Source organism: Porphyrobacter sp. MBR-155 (assembly GCF_040547625.1).
Lineage (GTDB): Bacteria > Pseudomonadota > Alphaproteobacteria > Sphingomonadales > Sphingomonadaceae > Erythrobacter.
Genome location: NZ_JBEPQB010000006.1, coordinates 49,719 through 70,783, shown reverse-complemented (window position 1 = coordinate 70,783; position 21,065 = coordinate 49,719). Strand labels below are relative to the sequence as shown.

General features: G+C 63.1%; 23 protein-coding genes and 1 tRNA gene. 17 read left to right on the top strand and 7 right to left on the bottom strand.

Annotated elements, in window-relative coordinates:
• Positions 1–144: 144 nt before the first annotated feature.
• Positions 145–768: a class I SAM-dependent methyltransferase gene (locus ABIE62_RS08140; protein WP_354325080.1), complete on the bottom strand. Its 624-nt coding sequence runs from the start codon at positions 766–768 to the stop codon at positions 145–147.
• 531 nt (positions 769–1,299) lie between these two features.
• Positions 1,300–1,376: transfer RNA gene (locus tag ABIE62_RS08135), tRNA-Arg, on the bottom strand.
• 469 nt (positions 1,377–1,845) lie between these two features.
• On the opposite strand from ABIE62_RS08135, the gene ABIE62_RS08130 reads away from it, so the two are divergent.
• From ABIE62_RS08130 to ABIE62_RS08070, 13 genes are all read left to right on the top strand, one after another.
• On the top strand, positions 1,846–2,223 hold the full coding sequence (locus ABIE62_RS08130) for a hypothetical protein (RefSeq protein ID WP_354325078.1): 378 nt from the start codon (positions 1,846–1,848) through the stop codon (positions 2,221–2,223).
• Between the two features lie 51 nt (positions 2,224–2,274).
• A complete protein-coding gene (locus ABIE62_RS08125) occupies positions 2,275–2,778 on the top strand; it encodes an MmcB family DNA repair protein (protein ID WP_354325076.1) in 504 nt (167 codons plus the stop codon).
• A 45-nt stretch (positions 2,779–2,823) separates the two neighbouring features.
• Positions 2,824–3,597 (top strand): sterol desaturase family protein, encoded by a 774-nt coding sequence (locus ABIE62_RS08120; RefSeq protein ID WP_354325074.1) that lies wholly within the window; start codon positions 2,824–2,826, stop codon positions 3,595–3,597.
• Complete coding sequence (locus ABIE62_RS08115; protein WP_354325072.1) at positions 3,597–4,034, top strand: DUF2141 domain-containing protein; 438 nt, start codon at positions 3,597–3,599, stop codon at positions 4,032–4,034. Before ABIE62_RS08120 ends, ABIE62_RS08115 begins: the two co-directional genes overlap by 1 nt.
• A 126-nt stretch (positions 4,035–4,160) precedes the next feature.
• Positions 4,161–5,870 carry a PAS domain-containing protein gene (locus tag ABIE62_RS08110; RefSeq protein ID WP_354325070.1) on the top strand — a complete coding sequence of 570 codons (1,710 nt, stop codon included), beginning with the start codon at positions 4,161–4,163 and terminating at the stop codon, positions 5,868–5,870.
• A 92-nt stretch (positions 5,871–5,962) separates the two neighbouring features.
• Entirely contained in the window at positions 5,963–7,330 is a 1,368-nt protein-coding gene (locus ABIE62_RS08105; RefSeq protein WP_354325068.1) for a M48 family metalloprotease, read from the top strand.
• A 35-nt stretch (positions 7,331–7,365) separates the two neighbouring features.
• Positions 7,366–8,091, top strand: a complete 726-nt coding sequence (locus ABIE62_RS08100) for a DsbA family protein (protein WP_354325066.1) — start codon at positions 7,366–7,368, stop codon at positions 8,089–8,091.
• Positions 8,091–9,107, top strand: a complete 1,017-nt coding sequence (locus tag ABIE62_RS08095) for a M48 family metalloprotease (protein WP_354325065.1) — start codon at positions 8,091–8,093, stop codon at positions 9,105–9,107. Before ABIE62_RS08100 ends, ABIE62_RS08095 begins: the two co-directional genes overlap by 1 nt.
• Positions 9,108–9,193: 86 nt before the next feature.
• Positions 9,194–10,444 (top strand): sensor histidine kinase, encoded by a 1,251-nt coding sequence (locus tag ABIE62_RS08090; RefSeq protein ID WP_354325063.1) that lies wholly within the window; start codon positions 9,194–9,196, stop codon positions 10,442–10,444.
• Entirely contained in the window at positions 10,441–11,247 is an 807-nt protein-coding gene (locus ABIE62_RS08085) for a LytR/AlgR family response regulator transcription factor (RefSeq protein ID WP_354325061.1), read from the top strand. The genes ABIE62_RS08090 and ABIE62_RS08085 overlap by 4 nt, the downstream gene beginning before the upstream one ends.
• Positions 11,248–11,348: 101 nt before the next feature.
• A complete protein-coding gene (nadC, locus tag ABIE62_RS08080; RefSeq protein ID WP_354325060.1) occupies positions 11,349–12,221 on the top strand; it encodes a carboxylating nicotinate-nucleotide diphosphorylase in 873 nt (290 codons plus the stop codon).
• On the top strand, positions 12,218–12,670 hold the full coding sequence (locus tag ABIE62_RS08075) for a hypothetical protein (protein ID WP_354325059.1): 453 nt from the start codon (positions 12,218–12,220) through the stop codon (positions 12,668–12,670). The genes nadC and ABIE62_RS08075 overlap by 4 nt, the downstream gene beginning before the upstream one ends.
• 115 nt (positions 12,671–12,785) lie before the next feature.
• Positions 12,786–13,469: a ribonuclease T2 family protein gene (locus ABIE62_RS08070; protein ID WP_354325058.1), complete on the top strand. Its 684-nt coding sequence runs from the start codon at positions 12,786–12,788 to the stop codon at positions 13,467–13,469.
• A gap of 137 nt (positions 13,470–13,606) precedes the next feature.
• Here ABIE62_RS08070 and ABIE62_RS08065 read toward each other — a convergent pair whose 3' ends face one another.
• Complete coding sequence (locus tag ABIE62_RS08065) at positions 13,607–14,062, bottom strand: nucleoside deaminase (RefSeq protein WP_354325301.1); 456 nt, start codon at positions 14,060–14,062, stop codon at positions 13,607–13,609.
• A gap of 129 nt (positions 14,063–14,191) precedes the next feature.
• Between ABIE62_RS08065 and rpmB the strand changes: the two genes are divergently transcribed.
• On the top strand, positions 14,192–14,479 hold the full coding sequence (rpmB, locus tag ABIE62_RS08060) for a 50S ribosomal protein L28 (RefSeq protein ID WP_354325056.1): 288 nt from the start codon (positions 14,192–14,194) through the stop codon (positions 14,477–14,479).
• A gap of 76 nt (positions 14,480–14,555) precedes the next feature.
• Here rpmB and ABIE62_RS08055 read toward each other — a convergent pair whose 3' ends face one another.
• The 4 genes from ABIE62_RS08055 to xseA are packed head-to-tail and all read right to left on the bottom strand — an operon-like array spanning position 14,556 to position 18,158.
• Entirely contained in the window at positions 14,556–15,515 is a 960-nt protein-coding gene (locus ABIE62_RS08055; protein ID WP_354325054.1) for an esterase-like activity of phytase family protein, read from the bottom strand.
• 1 nt (position 15,516) lies between these two features.
• Positions 15,517–16,452 carry a M23 family metallopeptidase gene (locus ABIE62_RS08050; RefSeq protein WP_454184729.1) on the bottom strand — a complete coding sequence of 312 codons (936 nt, stop codon included), beginning with the start codon at positions 16,450–16,452 and terminating at the stop codon, positions 15,517–15,519.
• Positions 16,453–16,463: 11 nt separating this feature from the next.
• Positions 16,464–16,667 (bottom strand): DUF2093 domain-containing protein, encoded by a 204-nt coding sequence (locus tag ABIE62_RS08045; RefSeq protein WP_354325050.1) that lies wholly within the window; start codon positions 16,665–16,667, stop codon positions 16,464–16,466.
• 24 nt (positions 16,668–16,691) lie between these two features.
• Positions 16,692–18,158, bottom strand: a complete 1,467-nt coding sequence (xseA, locus tag ABIE62_RS08040) for an exodeoxyribonuclease VII large subunit (protein ID WP_354325048.1) — start codon at positions 18,156–18,158, stop codon at positions 16,692–16,694.
• On the opposite strand from xseA, the gene purD reads away from it, so the two are divergent.
• Genes purD through ABIE62_RS08025 form a run of 3 tightly spaced genes read left to right on the top strand, consistent with a single transcriptional unit; the run spans position 18,157 to position 20,975 of the window.
• Positions 18,157–19,449, top strand: a complete 1,293-nt coding sequence (gene purD / locus ABIE62_RS08035; RefSeq protein WP_354325047.1) for a phosphoribosylamine--glycine ligase — start codon at positions 18,157–18,159, stop codon at positions 19,447–19,449. The two genes, xseA and purD, sit on opposite strands and share 2 nt — an antisense overlap.
• Before the next feature lie 56 nt (positions 19,450–19,505).
• Complete coding sequence (gene rhuM, locus ABIE62_RS08030; RefSeq protein WP_354325046.1) at positions 19,506–20,531, top strand: RhuM family protein; 1,026 nt, start codon at positions 19,506–19,508, stop codon at positions 20,529–20,531.
• Between the two features lie 51 nt (positions 20,532–20,582).
• On the top strand, positions 20,583–20,975 hold the full coding sequence (locus ABIE62_RS08025) for a hypothetical protein (protein WP_354325045.1): 393 nt from the start codon (positions 20,583–20,585) through the stop codon (positions 20,973–20,975).
• The last annotated feature ends 90 nt before the right edge of the window (positions 20,976–21,065 follow it).

Genomic DNA, 21,065 nt, shown 5'->3' with positions numbered 1-21,065 from the left:
GTAGATGCTGCCATAGGCCGCATACCTCTTTGCTGCCATTACGGTTAGCCGTGCACCAGGCTAAGGAAGCACGCTGGATTTGCGGGGCTACACAGTTCTGCGGAATATGCAGAGCAGCAATTGTTCTGTCTGCATGCGACAGACTCAGCCGGTGTTTCGCCGGAAAACGCACCAATTGAATTTCTGGATTGCGCCCCAAGGAGTGCGGTGTTCGCTGCGCCAGTCATCAACTAGGGAGAATTCACTGCCCAACGCCACCGCGAGGCTGGCAGCATCATGCCGGCAGACTGGCAGGCCACTGCACTTTTCCGGGCCATCTGGCGCAAAGGTGGCGATGATGACCAGTGTATCAGTCGTCGTGCCGGCCAGCAAAGCCTGACGGTAGGCCGCCTGCTGCTCGGGCTCGGTCAGGAAATGGAACACCGCCCGGTCGTGCCAGACACCATAGCGGCGCGCAGGGTGCCAGGCCGTGATGTCGGCGATCTCCCATAGGACGCATGCTGACTCATCGCCCAACCGGTCTTGTGATGCTTTCAACGCTGATCCAGCGATATCGACCACTGTCAGGTCGCTCCACCCCCTTGCCAGGAGTGCATCAACAAGGTTCGACGCACCGCCCCCAATATCTATGAAGGCACGTGTGGTAGGCACTGCAAAGCGGGTGAGCACTGCGAGAGTGTCGCTCGGCTCGGGCTGAAACCAGCTCACGTCGCCGGGCATCTTTTCAGTATAAACCCGTTCCCAGTGATCCTGCTGCTGGTCTGTCATCACGAAATTCCTGAAATTTGCATCTAATGGGCCACCTTAACCACAACGCGGGATGGCATGCCTCACCGCTGTGTCGATTGGCATATGCAATCTCACAGCAATCGAGCACCCTCGTTCACAGCAAGGCGATCCGCACGCGTATCATCGTCGGGTCTTGGCTCGCGCCTGCTTCCCGCTTTATTTGCGCCACAGGGAGCCCTGCGGCGAGTACTTGAATCCCGACAGGCGGCTTCGGCCTATTCGCGGATAGGAGCGGCAATGCGACAAACTGCCCAGCAGCGGTCATGATAACTCTCAGCGGCTACGCTGACTCTTTCCCAAAAGAGGACCCGTCCTTACTGCGGAGCGCAGTCGGCCGTTGATCATTCTTCCTTAGGTGATTGCAGATTACCGTTGCCATCTTGGCGGGGATTGCAACGCACCTGTCGAAGTAGAGCGCCTTAAGAGCGGTTCCATCGTTGAGGCACAACATTGCAACCTGACAACCCGGAACGCACCAGAGAGTGCAATTCTCCATATATTTCAATTGATTGGCGCACCCGACAGGATTCGAACCTGTGACCTTCGCCTTCGGAGGGCGACACTCTATCCAGCTGAGCTACGGGTGCTTCGCGACGCCCGACTAGCCGTTCCGGGGCCTGTTGGTCAACGACTTCCGACGACCCGCTGGAAACCTAAAGGTTCATTCAGTTGACCGAGGCGATCCGTGCCTGCTCGCACGCGTTCAAAGCAGCCGCCCGCTGGATGTGCTTACAGCCTGCTTACGGCGGACACATCTTGCGCTGAGCGCAACCCCACCAAGTATAAAATATCACTTGTTTACAGAAGTTTGAAAATATTTATGCCCGAAAAACCGGCCTTGACACGTGCCTTCGGAGGGCAGCGCTCTATCCAGCTGAGCTACGGGTGCATGGGCCATGCGTCGCGCGGCAATTTTGCCTGTGGGCGCGGCGCTTAGCAATAGCGTGGGCGCGGCGCTACACAATTGTTCCCTTGCGGCGGCCAGACTCGTCTGGGCGCAGGATTGGCACGGCCCGGCTTAACCAATCGGCAAGGTGCGGCGGTTAGATTTACCCGATGGCTACGCTCCCGCCCGAAACGACCTTGCCCCGAATAGATTCGGCCCTGCCTGGCGCGGCGGCAATCGAGGCGGAGTGGCTTGCCCTCCACCGGCAGGCGCAGGAGCTGGCAAAGCTCGCCCGAATCGCTGCTGAACCTGCGCAGATTACCCCTGCGCTTGGCCAGTTGATCGCCAACGCCAAATCATGGCAGCACACCTTGCTGAGCCAAGGGATCGAGGATGTCGCGGCGATGCTGGGCAGCGGAATGGCTGCATTGGCGACGCTTGCTGACCGGGGGCAGGACACCGGCGCCCCGGCGCTGGCGCTGTGGCGCGAGTTCCATGCCGCACGCGGCGCGCTGCTGGCGGTGCTGCATACCGATGGGGATGGCTGACGCAAATCTGTCCGGCTTGACTGCGTTCCCACTCTGTTCCATTTTGCCGCCATGGCTGGTGCGCATTCTTCATCCGCTGATTCGCCGCCGCTGGCGGGATTGACCGCTGGCGATGTCGCGCGCGGGATCGGGCGGCTGTTCGCGCGCAACGATATCTGGTGCCTGGGCGAAGTGCCGATCCGCAATGGTCGCCGCGCCGATCTGATGGGGATCGATGCCAAGGGGCTGGTGGTGATCGTTGAGATCAAGGTTGCGCGGGCTGATCTGCTGGGCGACACCAAATGGCCCGATTACCTCGATTTTTGCGATCGGTTCTTCTGGGGGGTGCCGCCGGGGCTGGATCGCAGCCCGTTGGAGAGCGAGGCTTACCGGCCCGAAACCTGCGGCGTGATCGTTGCCGATGGCTATGATGCCGAAATCCTGCGCCCGGCCGCGCTGGCTCCGCTGGCCCCGGCGCGGCGCAAGGTCGAGGTTGAACGGCTGGCGCGGATGGCGATGCGGCGGCACGCGGGGCTGATCGACCCGCTGTCCGCGGCAACCGGTGTGCGCGGCTGATATTATTGTGTCGCGCCGCAGCGATTTGTTCCATAGCCTGCCGTCATGCTTCCGCCTGATCTGCCCGTCCCGCTTGCGCTGCTGATCGTCAGCTGCGCCGTGACGCTGATCGTCGCGCTGCGCTATATGCTGTCGAGCGGGCTGTTCGCCTTTATCACCGCGCGGGTGCGGCCTGGCCTCTATGCCGGGCGCGGGCAGCAGATCATGCGCGAAGTGCGCTGGTCGATGCTGTCGGCAGCGATTTACGGCACGCCGGCGGGGATCGTGTTGTGGGGCTGGCAGCACCTCGGATGGACGCACATCACCGCCGATTTCGCCGCGCTGCCATGGTGGTATCATCCACTGTCGGTGCTGATCTACCTCGCGGTGCAGGACACCTGTTTTTACTGGGCACACCGCTGGATGCATCAGCCGCGCTGGTTCCGCATCGCCCATGCCGTCCACCACCAAAGCCGCCCGCCAACCGCGTGGACCGCGATGAGTTTTCACCCGATCGAGGCGCTGACCGGCGCGGTGGTGGTGCCGCTGCTGGTGTTTTTCGTGCCGATCAATATCGCAATGCTGGGACTGGTGCTGACGGTGGCGACGGTGATGGGGGTCACCAATCACATGGGGTGGGAAATGTTTCCGCGCTGGGTTGTTCATTCGCCATTGGGCAAGTGGCTGATAACGGCCAGCCATCACGAACGCCATCATGAGGAATATGGATGCAATTTCGGACTATATTTCCGCGTCTGGGACCGTTTGTGCGGCACCGACAAGGGATTATCGCAGCGGATCGTCGCAGCGGCCGGACATGGGCGCGAGGCGGCGGTTTGATGAGGCTCATAGCGCTGATGCTGGCTGGTGGCGGCGCGCTTGCCGCGGCAGGCCCCGCGCTGGCGGGCGATGTGGTGATTTCCGTCACCGATCTCAGGTCAACCAAAGGCGTGGTGCGCGCCTGCATGACGACCCGCGAAGATATATTCCCCAAATGCATCAAGGATCCGACCGCGCACCGCACGGTGGTGCCAGCCGGCGAGACAATCGAGATCCGCTTTTCCGGGGTAAAGCCCGGCGACTATGCGATCGCGCTGCTGCATGACGAGAATGACAATGGCAAGGCCGACCGCGCGCTGGGGATGATGCCTAAGGAAGGCTATGGCTTTTCGCGCGATGCACCGGTCAGGATGGCGCCGCCCAAATTCAAGGATGCGGTGTTCAAGATTGAAGAAGGCCTCAGCCGCGTCTCCATCAGGATGCGTTATTTCCTCTAGGGTCAGGATTTTCTCTAGGGTCAGGGCCTATTAACCCCGCCAAATCCGCCGATCGCTTAACGTGATGTTTACCACGCCGCGCCACAACGGCCGGGTAATTGTTCACACAAGGGGCGAATGACAGCCATGGACACTCTGCGCGGCACCTTCGACCACGGCGATTCTGCTGATCGGAGCTGGGACGCATCCGATGAGGAAAGCGCCGAACCGGCAAGCAACCGCGTGTCGCCGCCCGAAGCGATCGGGCAGGACGAACGCCGGATGCAGGTGCGCGCCTATAATCATTGGGCGAGCCTGCTGGGTGAACGGATGTTCCCCAATATCGATGATCTTGAACCGGCGCACCTGCCCGATTTCGGCCCCTATAGCGTGCTGCTCGATTTCTCGCTGGGGATTGATGATCCGGTGGTGCGTTTCGTTGGCGAAACGCTGGCGCGCGAATGCAGTTCTGACGGCAAGGCGATCAACCGTCTTTCGGACGTGCCGCCGCGCTCGTTGCTGAGCCGCATTACCGATCACTACATGCAGATCCTCGCCAATCAGGCCCCGATCGGATTCGAAGCCGAATTCGTCAATCAACGCGGCGCGGCGATCCTGTATCGCGGCATCCTGCTGCCCTATTCGAGCGATGATGAAACGATCGATTTCATCTATGGCGTGATCAACTGGAAAGAAATGGCTGACCAGTTGACCGCTGATGAACTGCTGCTCGAAATCGACCAGGCGCTGGAGCTGGGGGCTGATCTGGAAGTGGACTCCGAACAGCCGCTACGCGCCGCTGATCCCGTCACCGATTGGGCGGATTCTCCCGCGCACGAAGCCGACGATATGCCCGCCGAAACCGGCTCTGCTGCGTTTGTATCCGAGTTTTCTGACGAGCTTTCCAGCGATTATGCGGATGATGGTGACGATGATTTCGCCAATGTCGCGCCGCTTGATGCTGCGCCGTCGGAGGATGCCTCCCCTGCCGACCTGCCGCAGCCCGATTTCAGGCACTTCGGCCTTGACGACGATGATGAGGAATATGACGAGGACGAAGGCGAGGCCGAAAGCCCCGGCTACAGCTTTGCCAGCCTCGCCGATTATATCGAACCGCCGGTCAAAAAGGCGATCGACCCTTCGGAGTTCGCGCTTGATCCCTATGTCGATGCCAGCGTTGATACGGATTACGCCGCCATCGCCGCCGATGACGATGATGATGACGCGCCTTTCGTCGCAGAACTGCCAGCCGATGCCGGGATTTACGATTGCCTCGCTTCGGCGCGCGAATTGGCGCGCACCGCTGACACCACCGAAGACCGCAGCCGCAGCGCGCTTTATGCTGCGGTCAGCCGCGCTTACGACTTCGCGCTCGCCGCCGAGGCTGCGCCGGATGACTATGCCGAACTGGTCGCCGAAAGCGGGCTGACGGTGCAGGAACGTGCGCCGATGACCCCGGTGGTCAAGCTGGTGTTCGGGCATGATTACGACAAGACCCGGTTGACCGAATATGCCGCCGTGCTGTCCCATGCTCATCGGATCGGGCTTGAACGCGGGCGGTTGGCCGATTTCCTTGCCGAAACCGAAGGCGGGGTGAAAGCGGTGGTCAAGGCCGAACGCCGGATGCGCCGCGAAGAGCAGGGCAAGCCGGTTGACGATCCCGCCGCCGTGCGTGAGGCACTGGCGCAGCAGTTGCGCGCGCTCGACGCGATCATGCTCGAAGAACTCGACGGCGCAGGCCCCGAATTCGCACTGGCGCTGATCCGCCGTGACGAAACCGGCTGCGCGGAAATCCTCGCCGAAGTGCCCGAAGACATCGCGCAGATCGAACGCGCGGCGCGCAAGCTGTTTGGCTAGGCGCAGAACCTAGGGCGCTTTCCGGCCATTCCGGTTCACCTTGCGAACCGCTTCAGTTTGAGTTCAGGCAGAAACGCGGTAGGTATGGCAGCATGCGCAGTCGCCCTAACCTTGTCGCTTACGTCTTCGCTTTGCTGGCGAGCGCGCTGGCCGCGTTTCAGCCGGTCGCGGCGCAATCGATTCTGCGCGATGCCGAAACCGAACAATTGCTGGCCGACATGGTCGCCCCGCTGGTCGAAGCGTCGGAGCTTGAATCCGACAATGTCGACGTGGTGCTGATCAATGATGGTTCGATCAATGCCTTCGTGGCCGGGGGGCAGGCAATCTATGTCCATTCGGGCCTGATCAACGAAGCTGAAACCGCCAACGAGGTGCAGGGCGTGCTCGCGCACGAATTGGGCCACATCACCGCCGGTCACGTGATCCGCTTCAATGAGCGGACAAAGGCGGCGACCAACATCTCCATCCTGTCATTGTTGCTGGGGGTTGGTGCGGCGCTGGCCGGATCGAGCGATGCAGCGCTGGGTGCGGTGATGGCTGGGCAGCAGGCCGCGATGGGCAGCTTTCTGGCTTATAATCGCAATCAGGAAGCTTCGACCGATCTTGCCGGGGCGCGCTACCTTTCGGGAGCGGGTATTTCTGGTCGCGGCATGCTCAAGTTCTTCGAACGGCTGCGCGGCAACGAGATTCGCCGGGGCTATAGCCAGTCGGATGAAGCCGCCTATTCCCGCACCCACCCGCTGTCGGGCGACCGGATTCAGACCTTGCGCGGACTGCTGGAAGAAGACCCGGCGTGGGGCGTTCCCCCCGATCCTGAATTGCAGGAACGCTTCATGCGTGCCCGCGCCAAGCTTTACGGTTTTCTCGCCGAACCGCGCCGCACGCTGACCTATTTCCCGCCGAGCGACACCAGCATTCCCGCCCGCTATGCGCGCGCCTACGCCTACCACAAGGATGCGCAGGTCGACATGGCGCTGGCCGAGGCCGATGCGCTGCTTTCAGCCGAGCCTGACAATCCGTGGTTCCTCGAACTCAAGGGGCAGGTGCTGCTCGAATCCGGGCGCCCGCGTGATGCGCTCGTCCCGCTGCGCCGCGCGACCGAGATCACCCGCGCCCATCCGCTGATCGCTGGAATGCTGGGCCATGCGCTGATCGCGACCGAGGATGAAGCCAATTTCGCCGAGGCGGAAACCGTGCTGCGCGCGGCGGTGCAGAAAGATCGCTACAATCCCTTCGCCTGGTATCAGCTGGGCGTGGTCTATGCCGCGCGCGGCGATATTCCGCGCGCGCGGCTGGCCAGCGCCGAACAGCAGGTGATGAGCCGCCGCTATCCCGAGGCCCTGCAAAACGCGCAGGCGGCCGAGGCGAACCTGCCCTATGGTTCAGCCGACTGGATCCGCGCACAGGATATTGCCCTGCAGGCGCGCAGCGAACTGGAACAGCTGCGCGACCGGCGCTAGGCTGATGACCACCCCCTGTTGTTGACGGAAACCCGATGTCCACCACGCCCCTGCCTGAAACGAACCACGCCGCGCCTTCGACCTTGCGTCATACCCTGCTGACGGCGTTGCTGGCGCTGGTGTTCGGTTTTGCGGGCGCGGCGGTGTGGTCTTATTCCGGCCTCGCCGATAACCGCACCCGCGCGTTCATGCTCGGCAATCCCGATATGTTGCCGCAAATGGTCGAAGCCTATGAGGCGCAGGAGGCTGAAAAGCGGCTGGCCGATATGGGGCCAGAACTGTTCACCCCCTTCCCCGGCGTGGTGATCGGCAACCCGTCGGGCAGCAAGGTGCTGGTCGAGTTTACCGATTATAACTGCCCCTATTGCGAGGCGAGCCTCAAGGATGTGAACCGGCTGGTGGCCGAAGATCCCGATCTTATGGTCGTGGTGCGCGAATGGCCGATCTTCGAAGGCAGTGAACAGGCCGCGCGCATGGCGCTTGCCGCTGGAATGCAAGGCAAATACCGCGCCTTTCACGACGCGATGTTCAGCACCGGCGATGTTACCGCGGCTGCGCAGGCGGCGGGGCTGGATATGGCGCGCGCGCAGGCGGATGCGGCGTCGCAGGCTGTGACGACCGAGATCGCGCGCAATTACGATCTCGCCCAGTCGCTCGGTTTCACCGGCACCCCGGCATGGATTGCGGGGCGAAAGCCGATTAGCGGTGCGGTGGGTTACGATAAGCTCAAGGCTGCGATTGCCGGGGACAAGGCGGGCTGATGCGCGCCAGCCGGGGGGTGGCTGGGGGGCTAATCGGGGCCGCGCTGCTTGCCGCCCCGCTTTCGGCTCAATCTGAATCGGCCGCGATCGATTACGCCGCTGAACGCGCTGCGATTGCTCACTATCAGGACGCCGACCAGCGCCTGCAAGACGTCGGCTGGCAATTGGTGCGCGGCAATGCCGGGTTCTGCCCCCGCTTGGTGCCATCCATCGGGCTGCAATTGCAGGACATGGCAAGTTACGGCGCGCCCGCGATTGCCCGGACGGCGATCGGCCTGAACGGTGACTTTGCGGTGCAGACCGCCGCACGCGGATCGCCCGCCGCGCGAGCGGGTGCCTTTGCCCGCAACCGTGAAATCACCCGGCTCGAACGGCTCGATCCCAATCAATGGCCCGCAGCAGGCCCGGCGATGGATTGGCAGCGACTGGTGTGGGCGCATGATCATATCGACGCGATGCTGACCGAACATGGCGGCATCGCGGTTGGCTTTGCCGATGGCAGCGAAGCGCGCGTTCAGCCGGTTGAGGTGTGCACCACCCGGTTCGAACTTATGGGCGAAGGCAAGACCGCCGTGGCTGACGGCGCGCGCGTGGTGATCGGCATTGATTTTCCCGCTTTCGCCTATGACGAAGCAGTTTTCGCCGGCGTGGTCGCGCATGAACTGGCGCATAATGTGCTGGGGCATGACGCGTGGCTTGATCGGAACGGGCGCAGCCGCCGCCATGTGCGCCGCATCGAACGCGAAGCCGACCGGTTGATCCCGTGGCTGCTCGCCAATGCGGGCTATGACCCCGCCGCCGCCGTCACCTTCATGACCCGCTGGGGATCACGGCACGCCGCCGGGTTCCTGATAGTGCGCAAACACGATGGCTGGGACGAGCGCGCGGCATTCATCGCCGCCGAATTGCCGATCATCGCCGAGGCCATGGCGCGCGAGGGCCGGGCTGATTGGGCAAGGCATTTCCGCCGCGAGATCGACCCTTCAGGCGGCCTTGCGGCCAAGCCCGGCAAATGATCGCTGCGCCCAACCGTGGCTGGCCCGCGCCCGCCGCCGCGATTTGCGGTGCGGACCGCCGCGAAATCGTTTAGGACGTTCCGGCTATGGCAGTGCTCCAGATCCAGGCTGCGCCGTTCTTTGCGAGCAAGAACCGGGCGTTCTGGAACCTCCAGCTGGCTGGCTGGGGCGCGGCATTTCTGCTGCGCGCGGCATCGGCGCTGGCAAATGGCCAGCCGCTCGATCTGCTGACGCTGATCCTTGTCACCACCATCACCGGCTTTTCGATCAGCCTGATCCTGTCGGTGATCTATCGCCAGCTGATCCGGCAACAGCCGTTTGTCACCTGGGGGCTGACCGCGCTGGTGCTGCTGGTGGCGGTGGTGCTGCACGCCTCGATCGATGCATGGGTGCAGGGGATCTATTACGCCGCCAGCCGCGAGACCACCTTTGCGCAGCGGCTGATCGGCTTGCTCTATCTGCCGCTGACCTTGCTGGGCGGGTGGAGCGCATTGTATTACGCGATCAATTTCTTCCTCACCGTGGAACAGCAGGCTGACCGGCTCGAACGGCTCGAAGCGCAGGCAACCGCCGCGCAGCTGGCGATGCTGCGTTACCAGTTGAACCCGCATTTCCTGTTCAACACCTTGAATTCGATCAGCACGCTGGTGCTGCTCAAACAGACCGGGCCTGCCAATGCGATGCTCACCCGGCTATCGGGCTTTCTGCGCCACACGCTGGTGGCGGAACCCGGCAGTCAGGTGACGCTGGAGCAGGAGATCGAGACGCTGCAGCTCTATCTCGACATCGAACGGATGCGGTTTGAAGAACGCCTGCGCACCCATTTCGACATTGATGACGCCGCCTTGTCGGCGCGGTTGCCATCGATGCTGTTGCAGCCGCTGGTCGAAAACGCGATCAAATATGCGGTCAGCGCGCAGGAAGAAGGCGCGCGCATCTCGCTCACCGCTCGGGTGATCGGTGATCGGCTGCGCTTGACGGTTGAAGATACCGGCCCCGGCGTGGATGAGCCGCTGCATTATCTGACGCGCGATAATGGCGATTTGCGGGCGGTTATCGATGCCAACCCGGTGCCGGGCCGCCCGGTCTCCACCGGGGTTGGCCTTGCCAATATCCGCAACCGCCTGCGGCAGGCCTACGGCGAAAATCACCTGTTCGAAACGCGCTCGGAAGCCGGCGGCGGCTTTACGGTGATGATCGAGATTCCATTCATCAGGCAAGACGCCGCCCAACCCCAATCTCGCTCTGCGCCAGCGGCGGTATCCGCTGCTGCCAGCACGAGCGACAACGTCATCGCCATCACCCCCCCGCAACGCAACTTCGGAACCCCAGCATGACCATCAGAACCATCCTCGTCGACGACGAGAAGCTCGCCGTTCAGGGCCTGCAATTGCGGCTCGCCGCGTTTGAAGATGTCGAGATCATCGACACCTGCGCCAACGGGCGTGAGGCGATCCGCAAGATCAAGACGCAAAAGCCCGATCTGGTGTTCCTTGATATCCAGATGCCCGGATTTGACGGGTTTTCGGTAGTCAAGGGCGTGATGGAGATCGAACCCCCGCTGTTCGTGTTCGTCACCGCCTATGAGGAACACGCGATCCGCGCGTTTGAAGCCAACGCGGTCAATTACCTGATGAAACCGGTTGACGAACAGAGGCTTGCCGACACCATCGAACGCGTACGCCATCGCCTTGCCGAGAAGAAATCGGCCGAAGATGCCGAACAATTGCTCGATGTGCTGGCCGAAGTTGCGCCTGACCGGGCGGCCGATTTCGTCGATACTGCCTCCTCCACCCCTGAAAGCGCCGATCGCTTTGAAAAGCTGATCAACATCAAGGATCGCGGCCAGATCTTCCGGGTCGAAGTTGACACCATCGAACATATCGAGGCGGCGGGCGATTACATGATCATCTCCACCGGCGACAATTCGCTGGTGCTGCGCGAAACGATGAAGGACCTCGAACGGCGGCTCGACCCGCGCAAGTTCCAGCGGGTGCACCGTTCGACCATCGTCAACCTCGATCTGGTGCGGCAGGTGAAGCCACACACCAATGGTGAGTGTTTTCTGGTGCTGGAATCGGGCGCGGAAGTGAAGGTTTCGCGGTCTTACCGGGATGTGGTGGCCAGATTTGTTCACTGACCCCCAACCCCGTTCGTGCTGAGCTTGTCGAAGCACCGCTTTTCCTTCTAACAAAGTGAAAGACAGCCCTTCGACAGGCTCAGGGCGAGCGGAGTTGTTTTGTGACCTTCACCCTCCCCGGTTTCGACCTCGCCAAATTCATCCGCGAAACGCTGGCCGAAGACCTTGGAGAAGGCCTGCCCGGCGGCGGACGCGATGTCACTTCGGAGAGCGTGATCCCCGCCGATGCGCGGTTTTCGGGCGTGATGGACAGCCGCGATGCGATTGTCGTTGCAGGCCTGCCGCTGGCCGAGGCATTCTTCCGTCACCTCGACCCCGATTGCACAATCGAATGCCTCGCGCATGATGGTGACAAGGTGCCCGCCGGCACCGATCTGATGCGGATCGAAGGCAAGGCCCGCGCGCTGCTGACGGCGGAGCGCAGCGCATTGAACATCGTGCAGCACCTGTCGGGCATTGCCACCATGACGCTAGGCTATGTCACCGCGATGCGCGGGCCGGATGGCAACCCCGCCTGCACCCTGCTCGATACCCGCAAGACCATTCCCGGACTGCGCTTTCTGGAGAAATACGCGACCCGCCAGGGCGGCGCGCAGAACCACCGCATGGGATTGTGGGACGCGGCGATGATCAAGGATAATCACGTTGCGGTGGCGGGCAGCGTTGGTGAGGCGGTGGCCCGCGCGCGCGATGCTGGCGTGGCGCGGATCATCTGCGAGGTTGACCGGCTCGACCAGATCGAACCCGCGCTGGCAGCAGGCGCGCACCACCTGTTGCTCGACAATATGTCGCCCGAAACGCTGGCCGAGGCCGTGGCGCTGGTCGCAGGCCGCGTGCCGACCGAGGCGAGCGGCGGAGTAAACCTTGAAACAATCGCAGCCAAGGCCGCGAGCGGGGTCGATTACGTCTCGGTCGGGCGGCTGACGCAAAGCGCGCCTGCGGCGGATATCGGGCTGGATTTCAAGCCGGTATGAAGTGGCGCAAGGGGTCGCGGCCTTGGCCGATCAATGTCTTTGCCGTCACCTTCCTGAGCGTGGGGGCATGGCAATTGGCTGACAACCTGACAAAGCTGCATCGTCATCAAATTATCCTCTTCGGAACCGAGATTTCGCGTGATGAAATGATCGTCTTGCTGTCGGCGCAGTTCACGATCCTGTGCATTCCGGTCGTGGCGATCTGGCTGTTCGGCAGCAGGGTGGCGCGCTGGCTGATCACCATCATGACGGCGTGGGGTGCGCTGACTTTCTTGATGCAACTCGACACCGCTCGCCTGCCCATGACGATGGAAATGAGCCTGCTCGATTTCTGGAATCTCTACGGAACGAGGATGGCCTTTCTGGTGGCTGTCATCTTGTTGTTTGCTCCGGACGCGCGTGGCTGGTTTGCCCACAAGGGAGGCGATGAGGTTGCGGTGTTCGAATAACGTCCCCACAGCCCCTCGTCATCGCGAGGGGCGCAGCCCCGCGGCGACCCATGAACCGGGGGCCCTGCGGAACGCATCGGTCGATGGATTGCTTCGTCGCCTGCGGCTCCTCGCAATGACGATGCTTCTGGCCACAAGTGCGTCCATCGCCCACGCGCAGGCCTATCAATGCCGCGCGCCGCAGGTCAGCACCGTTCCGCGCATTGCGCCCGATGGCCCGCGCCGGGTGATGCCGATCACGGGCTATACGCTTGCACTCAGCTGGAGCCCGGAGTTCTGCAAACCGCGCAAGGATGCCCGCGCCCATGCGGTACAATGTTCGGGCAGCAACGGCAGCTTCGGCCTCGTGGTGCATGGGCTGTGGCCCGAAAGCGGGCAAAGCTGGCCGCAATGGTGCGATGCGGGCGCGGCGCTGACCCCGGCGCAGGTGCGCAGCGCGCTGTGCATGATGCCCTCACCGCAGCTCGTGGCGCGGGCGTGGGCCAAGCATGGCAGCTGCATGGTCAAACGCCCTGACGCGTATCTCAAGGTCACGCGCATCCTGTGGGAGTCTTTACGCATCCCCGATTACGACCGCATCAGCCGCGAAGACAGCCTCACCGCAGGCCGCATCCGCGCCGCCTTTGCCGATGCCAATCCGGGCATTCCCGAAAGCGCCATCGGCGTTAAGCTGAACGAACGCGGCTGGCTGGAGGAAGTGCGGCTATGCTACGCCAAGACCTTCCGCCCGGTGCGCTGCCCGGCGGCGCGATGGGGGGCGAAGGATGGGGCGGCGGCGAAAATCTGGCGGGGGTTATAGGCTGGTCTAGGCTGCGGTTAGACCCCTGCTAGACCCTGTCTCGACTGGCGTATTCGCAATGTTTCACGTGAAACATTGGCCTTTGTTGTCGCATCGTAAAAAGCTGAAAACCGGTTCCCACTTTTCAGCACGATGCTCTACCGCCGCTCCTTGAAGAACCCGCGCAGCATTGCCGCCGCCTCGGCCTCGCCAATGCCGCTATAGACTTCGGGCCGGTGCAGGCATTGCGGCTGGTCGAACACCCGCGCGCCGTGTTCCACCGCGCCGCCTTTGGGATCGCTCGCGGCGTAGTAGAGGCGGGCGATGCGGGCATGCTGGATGGCACCGGCGCACATCGCGCAGGGTTCGAGTGTGACCCACAGCTCGCAATCGCTCAGCCGTTCATCGCCCAGCACCTGCGCCGCGCGGCGAATCGCCAGAATCTCGGCGTGGGCGGTAGGATCGCGATCGGTGCGCGGGGAATTATGCGCCTCGGCAATCACCACCCCATCCTTGACCACCACCGCGCCAATCGGCACCTCGCCCGCCTGCGCGGCCGCCCGCGCGGCGGCGAGGGCACGTTGCATCGGCAAGGGAAGCGGCCAGATCGTCATCATCGCCGGGCTAGCCGGGGCAGCGCAGCCGCGCAACTTGCTTGACGATTCGGGTCCGCCCCGTTATGCGCGCCGCTTTCCCTGTCTAGGCCCGAGCTTAGACCCGATTTTTACGAGAAGAGACAGACCATGGCTCGCATCTGCGAACTGACCGGCAAGGGCCGCATGACTGGCAACAATGTCAGCCACGCCAACAACAAGACCAAGCGCGTGTTTCTGCCCAACCTGCAGAACGTCACGCTGATGAGCGAAAAGCTGGATCGCAGCTTCAAGTTCCGCGTGTCGACCCACGGGCTGCGCTCGGTCGAGCACAATGGCGGGCTGGATAACTGGCTGCTCAAGACCAGCGACGAAAAGCTGTCGGCGGGTGCGCTCAAAGTGAAGCGTGAGCTGGTTAAGGCCCAAGCGGCGGCGTAATCTCGGCTGTCCTTCGGGACGCGCAAGCCAATCGATTAGGCGCTCGGGATTTCCCGGGCGCTTTTCGTTTGCGCCGTCATATCTGCGGGTCGAACACCAGCTTCGCCAGCAAGCTGCGCTGGATGATCGAGAAATTGTCGTCCGACATCACCCACACATCGACCCGCCCATCCTTGCGCGGACGCAGCGCCAGCCCTTCGTAATTCTCGCGCGGGATCACGCGATCGAGCGGCAGGGTGATGCCGGGCGCAAACTCGCCGCCTGCCTGCGGGGGCTTTCCAATTGCCAGCAGCGCGGAAAACGGCGGCCAGACGGTGCGTGATGGCCGCGCCAGCTTGCGCATCAGCACCAGCAGGCGGCCATCAGGCAATTGCGCCATATCGGTTGCCTCATAGCCTTTGGCGGGCGAGCGAAAGCGGAAGGTGGCAGGCGCTCCGCCGCCAACCGGGTCAGCGGTGAAGATCAGGCCCTCACGCCGGCCTTCAGGCACAATGACGAAGCGTCCGTCGGCCAGCCGCACCATCGCCTCGATCCCGGAATTATCCGGCCAGCGAACCGCATCGCGCAGATCGCGCACCCCGTCAGAGCGACCGGCGATGGTGCTGCGCTGAATGGTGTGCACCTGTTCATAGCCAAGCCAGTAAGAGCCGGTCGCGGGATCGCGGGTAGCGGATTCGATGTCGGTCAGGATATATTCCTGCCCCGGCGGAACCGCTTGGCGGCTCATGGCCATCCGCGGCGCGGGCAGATCAGGCGCGGTGAAGGTCATGCGAAAGCCGCGATCGGTGAAGGCAAAGAACCTGCCCTGCTCCAGCGCGAACATGGCCGAAAAACCGCCAAAATGGGCGCTTTGCGCGCGATACTGCCAGACGCCCGCCAGTTCCCATTGGGCCACAGGGGTTGGCGCTGCGTCGACGATCAGGGTCGCGGTAATATCGCGCGGCAGCGCCGGTTCAACCGCGCTGCGCAGCCACGTGCCGGGTGCGCACAGCAGGGCCACGGCCAGCGCCGCAGTCAGCCTGCCGATGGCGCGCATGTCAGTTCATCGGCCCGGTAAACAGCAACGGATCGAGCCGCGCATCGCGCCACTTGATACCCCAGTGCAGGTGCGGCCCCGTGGCCCGGCCGCTGGCGCCGATCCGGCCAACCGGCTGGCCTTGGCGCACCGCATCCCCTTCGCGCACCAGAATGGCCGAATTGTGCAGGAACGCGCTGTTGAGGCCGTTGCCGTGATCGATGATGAGCAGATAGCCTTCAAGGCTGAACGGCCTATCCGTCGCCAGCACCACCACGCCATCGGCTGGCGCAACAAAGGTGGCATTATCGCCGCCAGCAATGTCGATGCCCGAATGATAACTGCCCGGTTCGCCGCGATAGATGCGTTGCGAACCAAACCGCCCAGAAATACGCCCGCGCACCGGCCAGATGAATTGCTGCCGCCAGCCTTGCGCGCCAGTGTCAATCGCGCGCGCGGCGATGATGCGGGCCAGTTCGGGCCGGCGGCGCTTCATGAACGCTTCGCTGGAACCGCCAGAACGCCGCGCCACATTCACCCGTTCAATCTGCCAGGCACGCGGCGCGATGGTGAGCGCGGTGGTCACCACGCGCCCGTTCTGCAAGGTGGCCGCCAGTTCCGCTTCCGGCCCCGCATCGCGATCAAACGCGGCGAAGAAATGCCCTTCGGTGTCAAATGTAAGCGGCTGATCGCCAAGTCGCGCGGACACGGCCCCCGCCGGGATGCGCCCGCGGATCCAGCCGCCTTGGGTCAGCTCTCCTGCGAATGTGAAACGGGCAGGGACAATGTCGGTTTGCGGCGTTGGCGCGGCTGCGGGTGCGTTGGGTAGAGCAGGTTTGGGGATCGCCGTCGGCGTGTCCGCAGCGGCAAGCGATTGCGCCCCGGCCCTGTCACCCCCGGAACAACTTACCGACAAGGCAAGGGCAATCGCACCCACAGCAACAGCAACGCAGCGCATAATCAATCAGATCAAGCCTGATCCAGCAGGCGGCGCGTGGCGATTTCGCATGAGGCATAGGCCTCCTGCCGCTCGGCGCTCCAATAGCGCAATTCGGCCAGTTCGATCGCTTCGCCGCTGACCGCGCAATAGACGTGCGCGCCGGGGCGCAGCACGCGGAAGGTGGAGGGGCCGTAGTGAAGCTTGGCGGCCTTATCGGAAGAAGACATCAGCATGGGGCGAACCATAGCATCGAGTGGCTAGCTGAACAAATCATCTTGCTTGGGCGGGGTCGCGGGGCGCGGTTTGGGGGCTGGTCGCGGTGTAGGCGTGGTCGCAGCGCCAGAGGGCACTGCGTCCATCTGCCCATCACGGAATTGCAGCACCAGCGCCGCCTCACGCGCGGCCTCTGCGCGGGTGGTCAGCGCCCTGCCGCCAGCATCGCGGATGATCGCATAGCCGCGCTCCAGCGGTTTTTCGGGGTGGAGCTGGCTCATTACCCGCGTCAGGGCCGCAAGCCGGTCTGTGCCGATACGCAAAGGCCGATCAATCAGCGCAGGCGTCAGCCGCGTCCGATCCAGCCGCCGCGCCGCTTCGGCAGCACTCCGCGTCAGCAGGCTGGGCGATAGCCGCGCCGCAACGCCCGCCAGCCGCTCGCGCCCCTTGGCCGAGCGTTCGCCAAGGCCGCGCCGCAGCCGCTCCGCCAGATCATCCAGCCGCTGCGTCTGCGCCTGCAACAACGCCTCGGGCCGGGGCAGCAGCCGCGCGCGCGCCGCCAGCCGTTCGCGCCCCATTTCGACCGGGCGATAGACCGCGCGCCGTTGCCGGGCGCCAAGATCGGCCAGCGTCATCGCCAGATCAGCGCGCACCGGCACCGCCATCTCCGCCGCCGCCGTGGGTGTGGGGGCGCGGCGGTCAGCGGCGAAATCGGCCAGTGTGGTGTCAGTTTCATGCCCCACCGCCGAGATTACCGGGATGGTGCATTCGGCGATGGCGCGCACCACCACTTCTTCGTTGAAGCTCCACAGATCCTCGATCGACCCGCCCCCGCGCGCCACGATCACCACATCGGGGCGCGGGACAGGGCCGCCGGGTTGCAAGGCCGAAAAGCCCCGCACCGCCGCCGCCACCTGATCGGCTGCGCCCTGCCCCTGCACCAGCACCGGCCAGACGATCACATGGGTGGGAAAGCGATCCGCCAGCCGGTGGAGGATATCGCGGATCACCGCGCCGGTCGGCGATGTCACCACCCCGATCACTTGGGGCAGATACGGCAGGCGGCGCTTCTTGCTATCCGCGAACAGGCCTTCCGCCGCCAGCCTTGCGCGGGTCTTCTCCAGCAGCGCGAGCAACGCGCCCTCGCCCGCCAATTCGAGCGAATCGATCACGATCTGGTATTTCGACCGGCCCGGATAGGTGGTCAGCTTGCCGGTGGCGATCACCTCCAGCCCGTCTTCGGCGCGGAAGGCGAGCCGCTGGGCATTGCCCTTCCACATCACCCCGTCGATCACCGCGCCTTCATCTTTCAGCGCGCAATAGAAATGGCCGGACGCGGCGCGCTTCACGCCCGAAAGCTCCCCGCGCAACCGCACAAAGCCGAAACGATCCTCGACCGTGCGCTTCAGCAACGCGGATATTTCGCTAATGGTGAGCGGCTGCGCGTTGTCCCCGCCGCGCGAGCGCGCTACCAGCCCGGCATCATCATCGTGTATCGGCGGAGGGGCCATGAATATCCTGCTTCTGGGTTCGGGAGGCCGCGAACATGCGCTGGCATGGCAATTGGCGCAATCCCCCGCCTGCACCCGGCTTTACGCTGCCCCCGGAAATCCCGGCATTGCCGAGGAGGCGGAATGCGCGGCGCTCGACGCGAGCGACCACGGCGCGGTGATCGCCTTTTGCGAAGCCAAAGCGATCGGCCTCGTGGTGATCGGGCCGGAAGCGCCGCTGGTGGACGGGCTTTCCGACAGCCTGCGCGCCGCCGGGGTGCCGGTGTTCGGCCCCTCGCAGGCAGCGGCGCAATTGGAAGGATCAAAAGGCTTCACCAAAGACCTGTGCGCCCGCGCGGGCATCCCGACCGCAGGCTATGTCCGCACCGCATCGCTGGCAGAAGCCCGCGCCGCGCTCGCCCGGTTCCAGCCGCCCTATGTGCTCAAGGCCGATGGCTTGGCAGCAGGCAAGGGCGTGGTGATCGCCGAAACGCTGGCCGAGGCCGAGGCCGCGCTCGCCGACATGTTCGCCGGAGCCTTCGGCGCGGCCGGGGCCGAGGTGGTGATCGAGGAGTTCATGCACGGCGAGGAGGCGAGCTTCTTCGCGCTCACCGATGGCACCACCATCATCCCGTTCGGTTCTGCGCAGGATCACAAGCGCGTGGGCGACGGCGATACCGGCCCCAATACCGGCGGCATGGGCGCATACTCCCCCGCCCCGGTGCTGACGCCGGAATTGCAGGCGCGCGTCATGGCCGAGATTATCGAGCCGACGGTGGCAAGGATGCGCGCGGATGGGGTGCCATATTCAGGCGTGCTGTTTGCAGGCCTGATGCTGACCGCCGAGGGGCCGAAACTGATCGAATACAACGCCCGCTTTGGCGACCCTGAATGCCAGGTGCTGATGATGCGATTGCGTGATGACCTGGCAAACATGATGTGGCTGTGCGCTACCGGCGCACTGGATGAACTGGACGAGGAATCGCCCGAATTCGAAGGCTGCACCGCGCTCACAGTGGTGATGGCGGCCAAGGGCTATCCCGGAAGCCCGGACAAGGGCGGCGCAATCAATCTGGGCGGGCCGCACCATGAATGGGTGAAGGTGTTCCATGCCGGAACCGCTCTTGTGGATGGCGCGCTGGTGGCGAGCGGTGGCCGCGTGCTGAGCGTGACCGCGATGGGCGCGAGCGTAACCGAGGCGCAGCGGCTCGCCTATGCGGCGGTTGACCGGATCGCCTTCGCATCCGGCTTCTGCCGCCGCGACATCGGCTGGCGGGAGGTGGCGCGGGAACGTGGAAAAACTTCTACTTAGGACTGGTCAAGCGGGGCAAACTGGCCTATTGTTCTGCATTTGTTCGCGGAGGTTGTATGTCGGAATTGGAGCCCGTTCATCTGCAAGAGGATGAAGACACTGGGGATCGGTTTCTCGTTTATTCTGACGGAACCGGACTTCACGTCGAGGTCGGCTATGCCGGTGAGCAACTGTGGATGACACAAGCCCAGATCGCTGCACTTTACGGGCGAGACATCTCGACAATATCGCGGCATATCAACAATATTCTCGAAGAAGGTGAGCTGGATTCGACTTCTTTGCGGAAAACGCAAACAAGTCTGGGGCGTCCGGCCGCAATCTACTCCCTCGATATGGTGATCTCTGTCGGTTACCGTGTGTCCTCCAAGCAGGCTACGCTCTTTAGGAAGTGGGCAACCGATAAGTTAGTCCAGTTCGCGACCAAGGGGTTCATCATCGACGCCCCTCGGCTGAAAAATCCTGCGTATCGCGATCGCATCGCTGAACTCAAAGAGATCATTCGGGACATCCGTTCGGATGAAGCAAATGTTTACAGCGAGTTGAAGGCGATCTGTGCCCTATGTCAAGACTATGATGGGAGTTCGCCAAAGTGGAGGGATTTCTATAAGAAGACTCAGGCCAAATTAATCTATGCAGTCTGCAGTAAAACTCCCGCTGAAGTGATCCACTCTCGAGCCGATGGATCTGCAGAAAACATGGGGCTTCGAGCTTGGCCGAATGAGAACATTCGAAAGACCGATGTGACAATCTCCAAGAATTATCTTGGTGAGGCCGAAATTCGAGAGCTGAATCGCCTGACAACAATCCTTCTCGATATTTTCGAAGATCAGGCTGACCTTGGCCGCCTAACTCTTATGAGCCAAGCAGAGGCTATTCTCGATAAGCAATTGCGCAGCCTTGGGCGCGTCGTGCTCAGTCATGGGGGTAAAATCTCGATGGACGATGCCAAGCGCAGAGCTGAAACAGCATTCAGCAGATTCAAAGCCAATCAAAAAGCGATCAGGAAGGCTGAAGCTGACCGGGCAATCGCCGAAATTAAAGCAGCACAGAAGAAGCTGCCGAGGGAAAGCCGCGACAAATAGAAATTGATCACGATCAAGGACGCACACCCACCGTGGGCGGATAAGGTAAGCATGACCCAGCACTCCCTTCGCGCCATCATCCTGCTAGCCGCCCCGCTCTTGGCGCTTTCCGCCTGCCAGACTGCAGGCACTGGCAACCCACCGCCGATGGTGGGCAAATCCACTTCGCCCTCGCCCGACACCCGCGCGCCTGCTTTCGTCGAGGCGGCCTGCGGCGGGTGTCATGCGGTTGAACCGCCGTTCCTGTCGCCCAATCCGGCCTCGCCCAGCTTTGCCGCGATTGCCAACCGGCGGGGCCTGTCCGAAAAGTCGCTCGCCGATTGGCTGGCCGAGGCGCATAATTACCCCGAGGACATGGACTTCACCCTCACCCGCCCACAGATCGACCAGATCGCGCGCTACATGGTGACGCTGCGCAAGGCCGGATACGTGCCGGACGAGTAATACCAACGCGTGTCGCGTCAGCATTGCAGCGCGCTGGTATAGGCGCGCGGCATCCCCGCGTTTTGCCGATTGCCGCAAAAGGTGTTATGC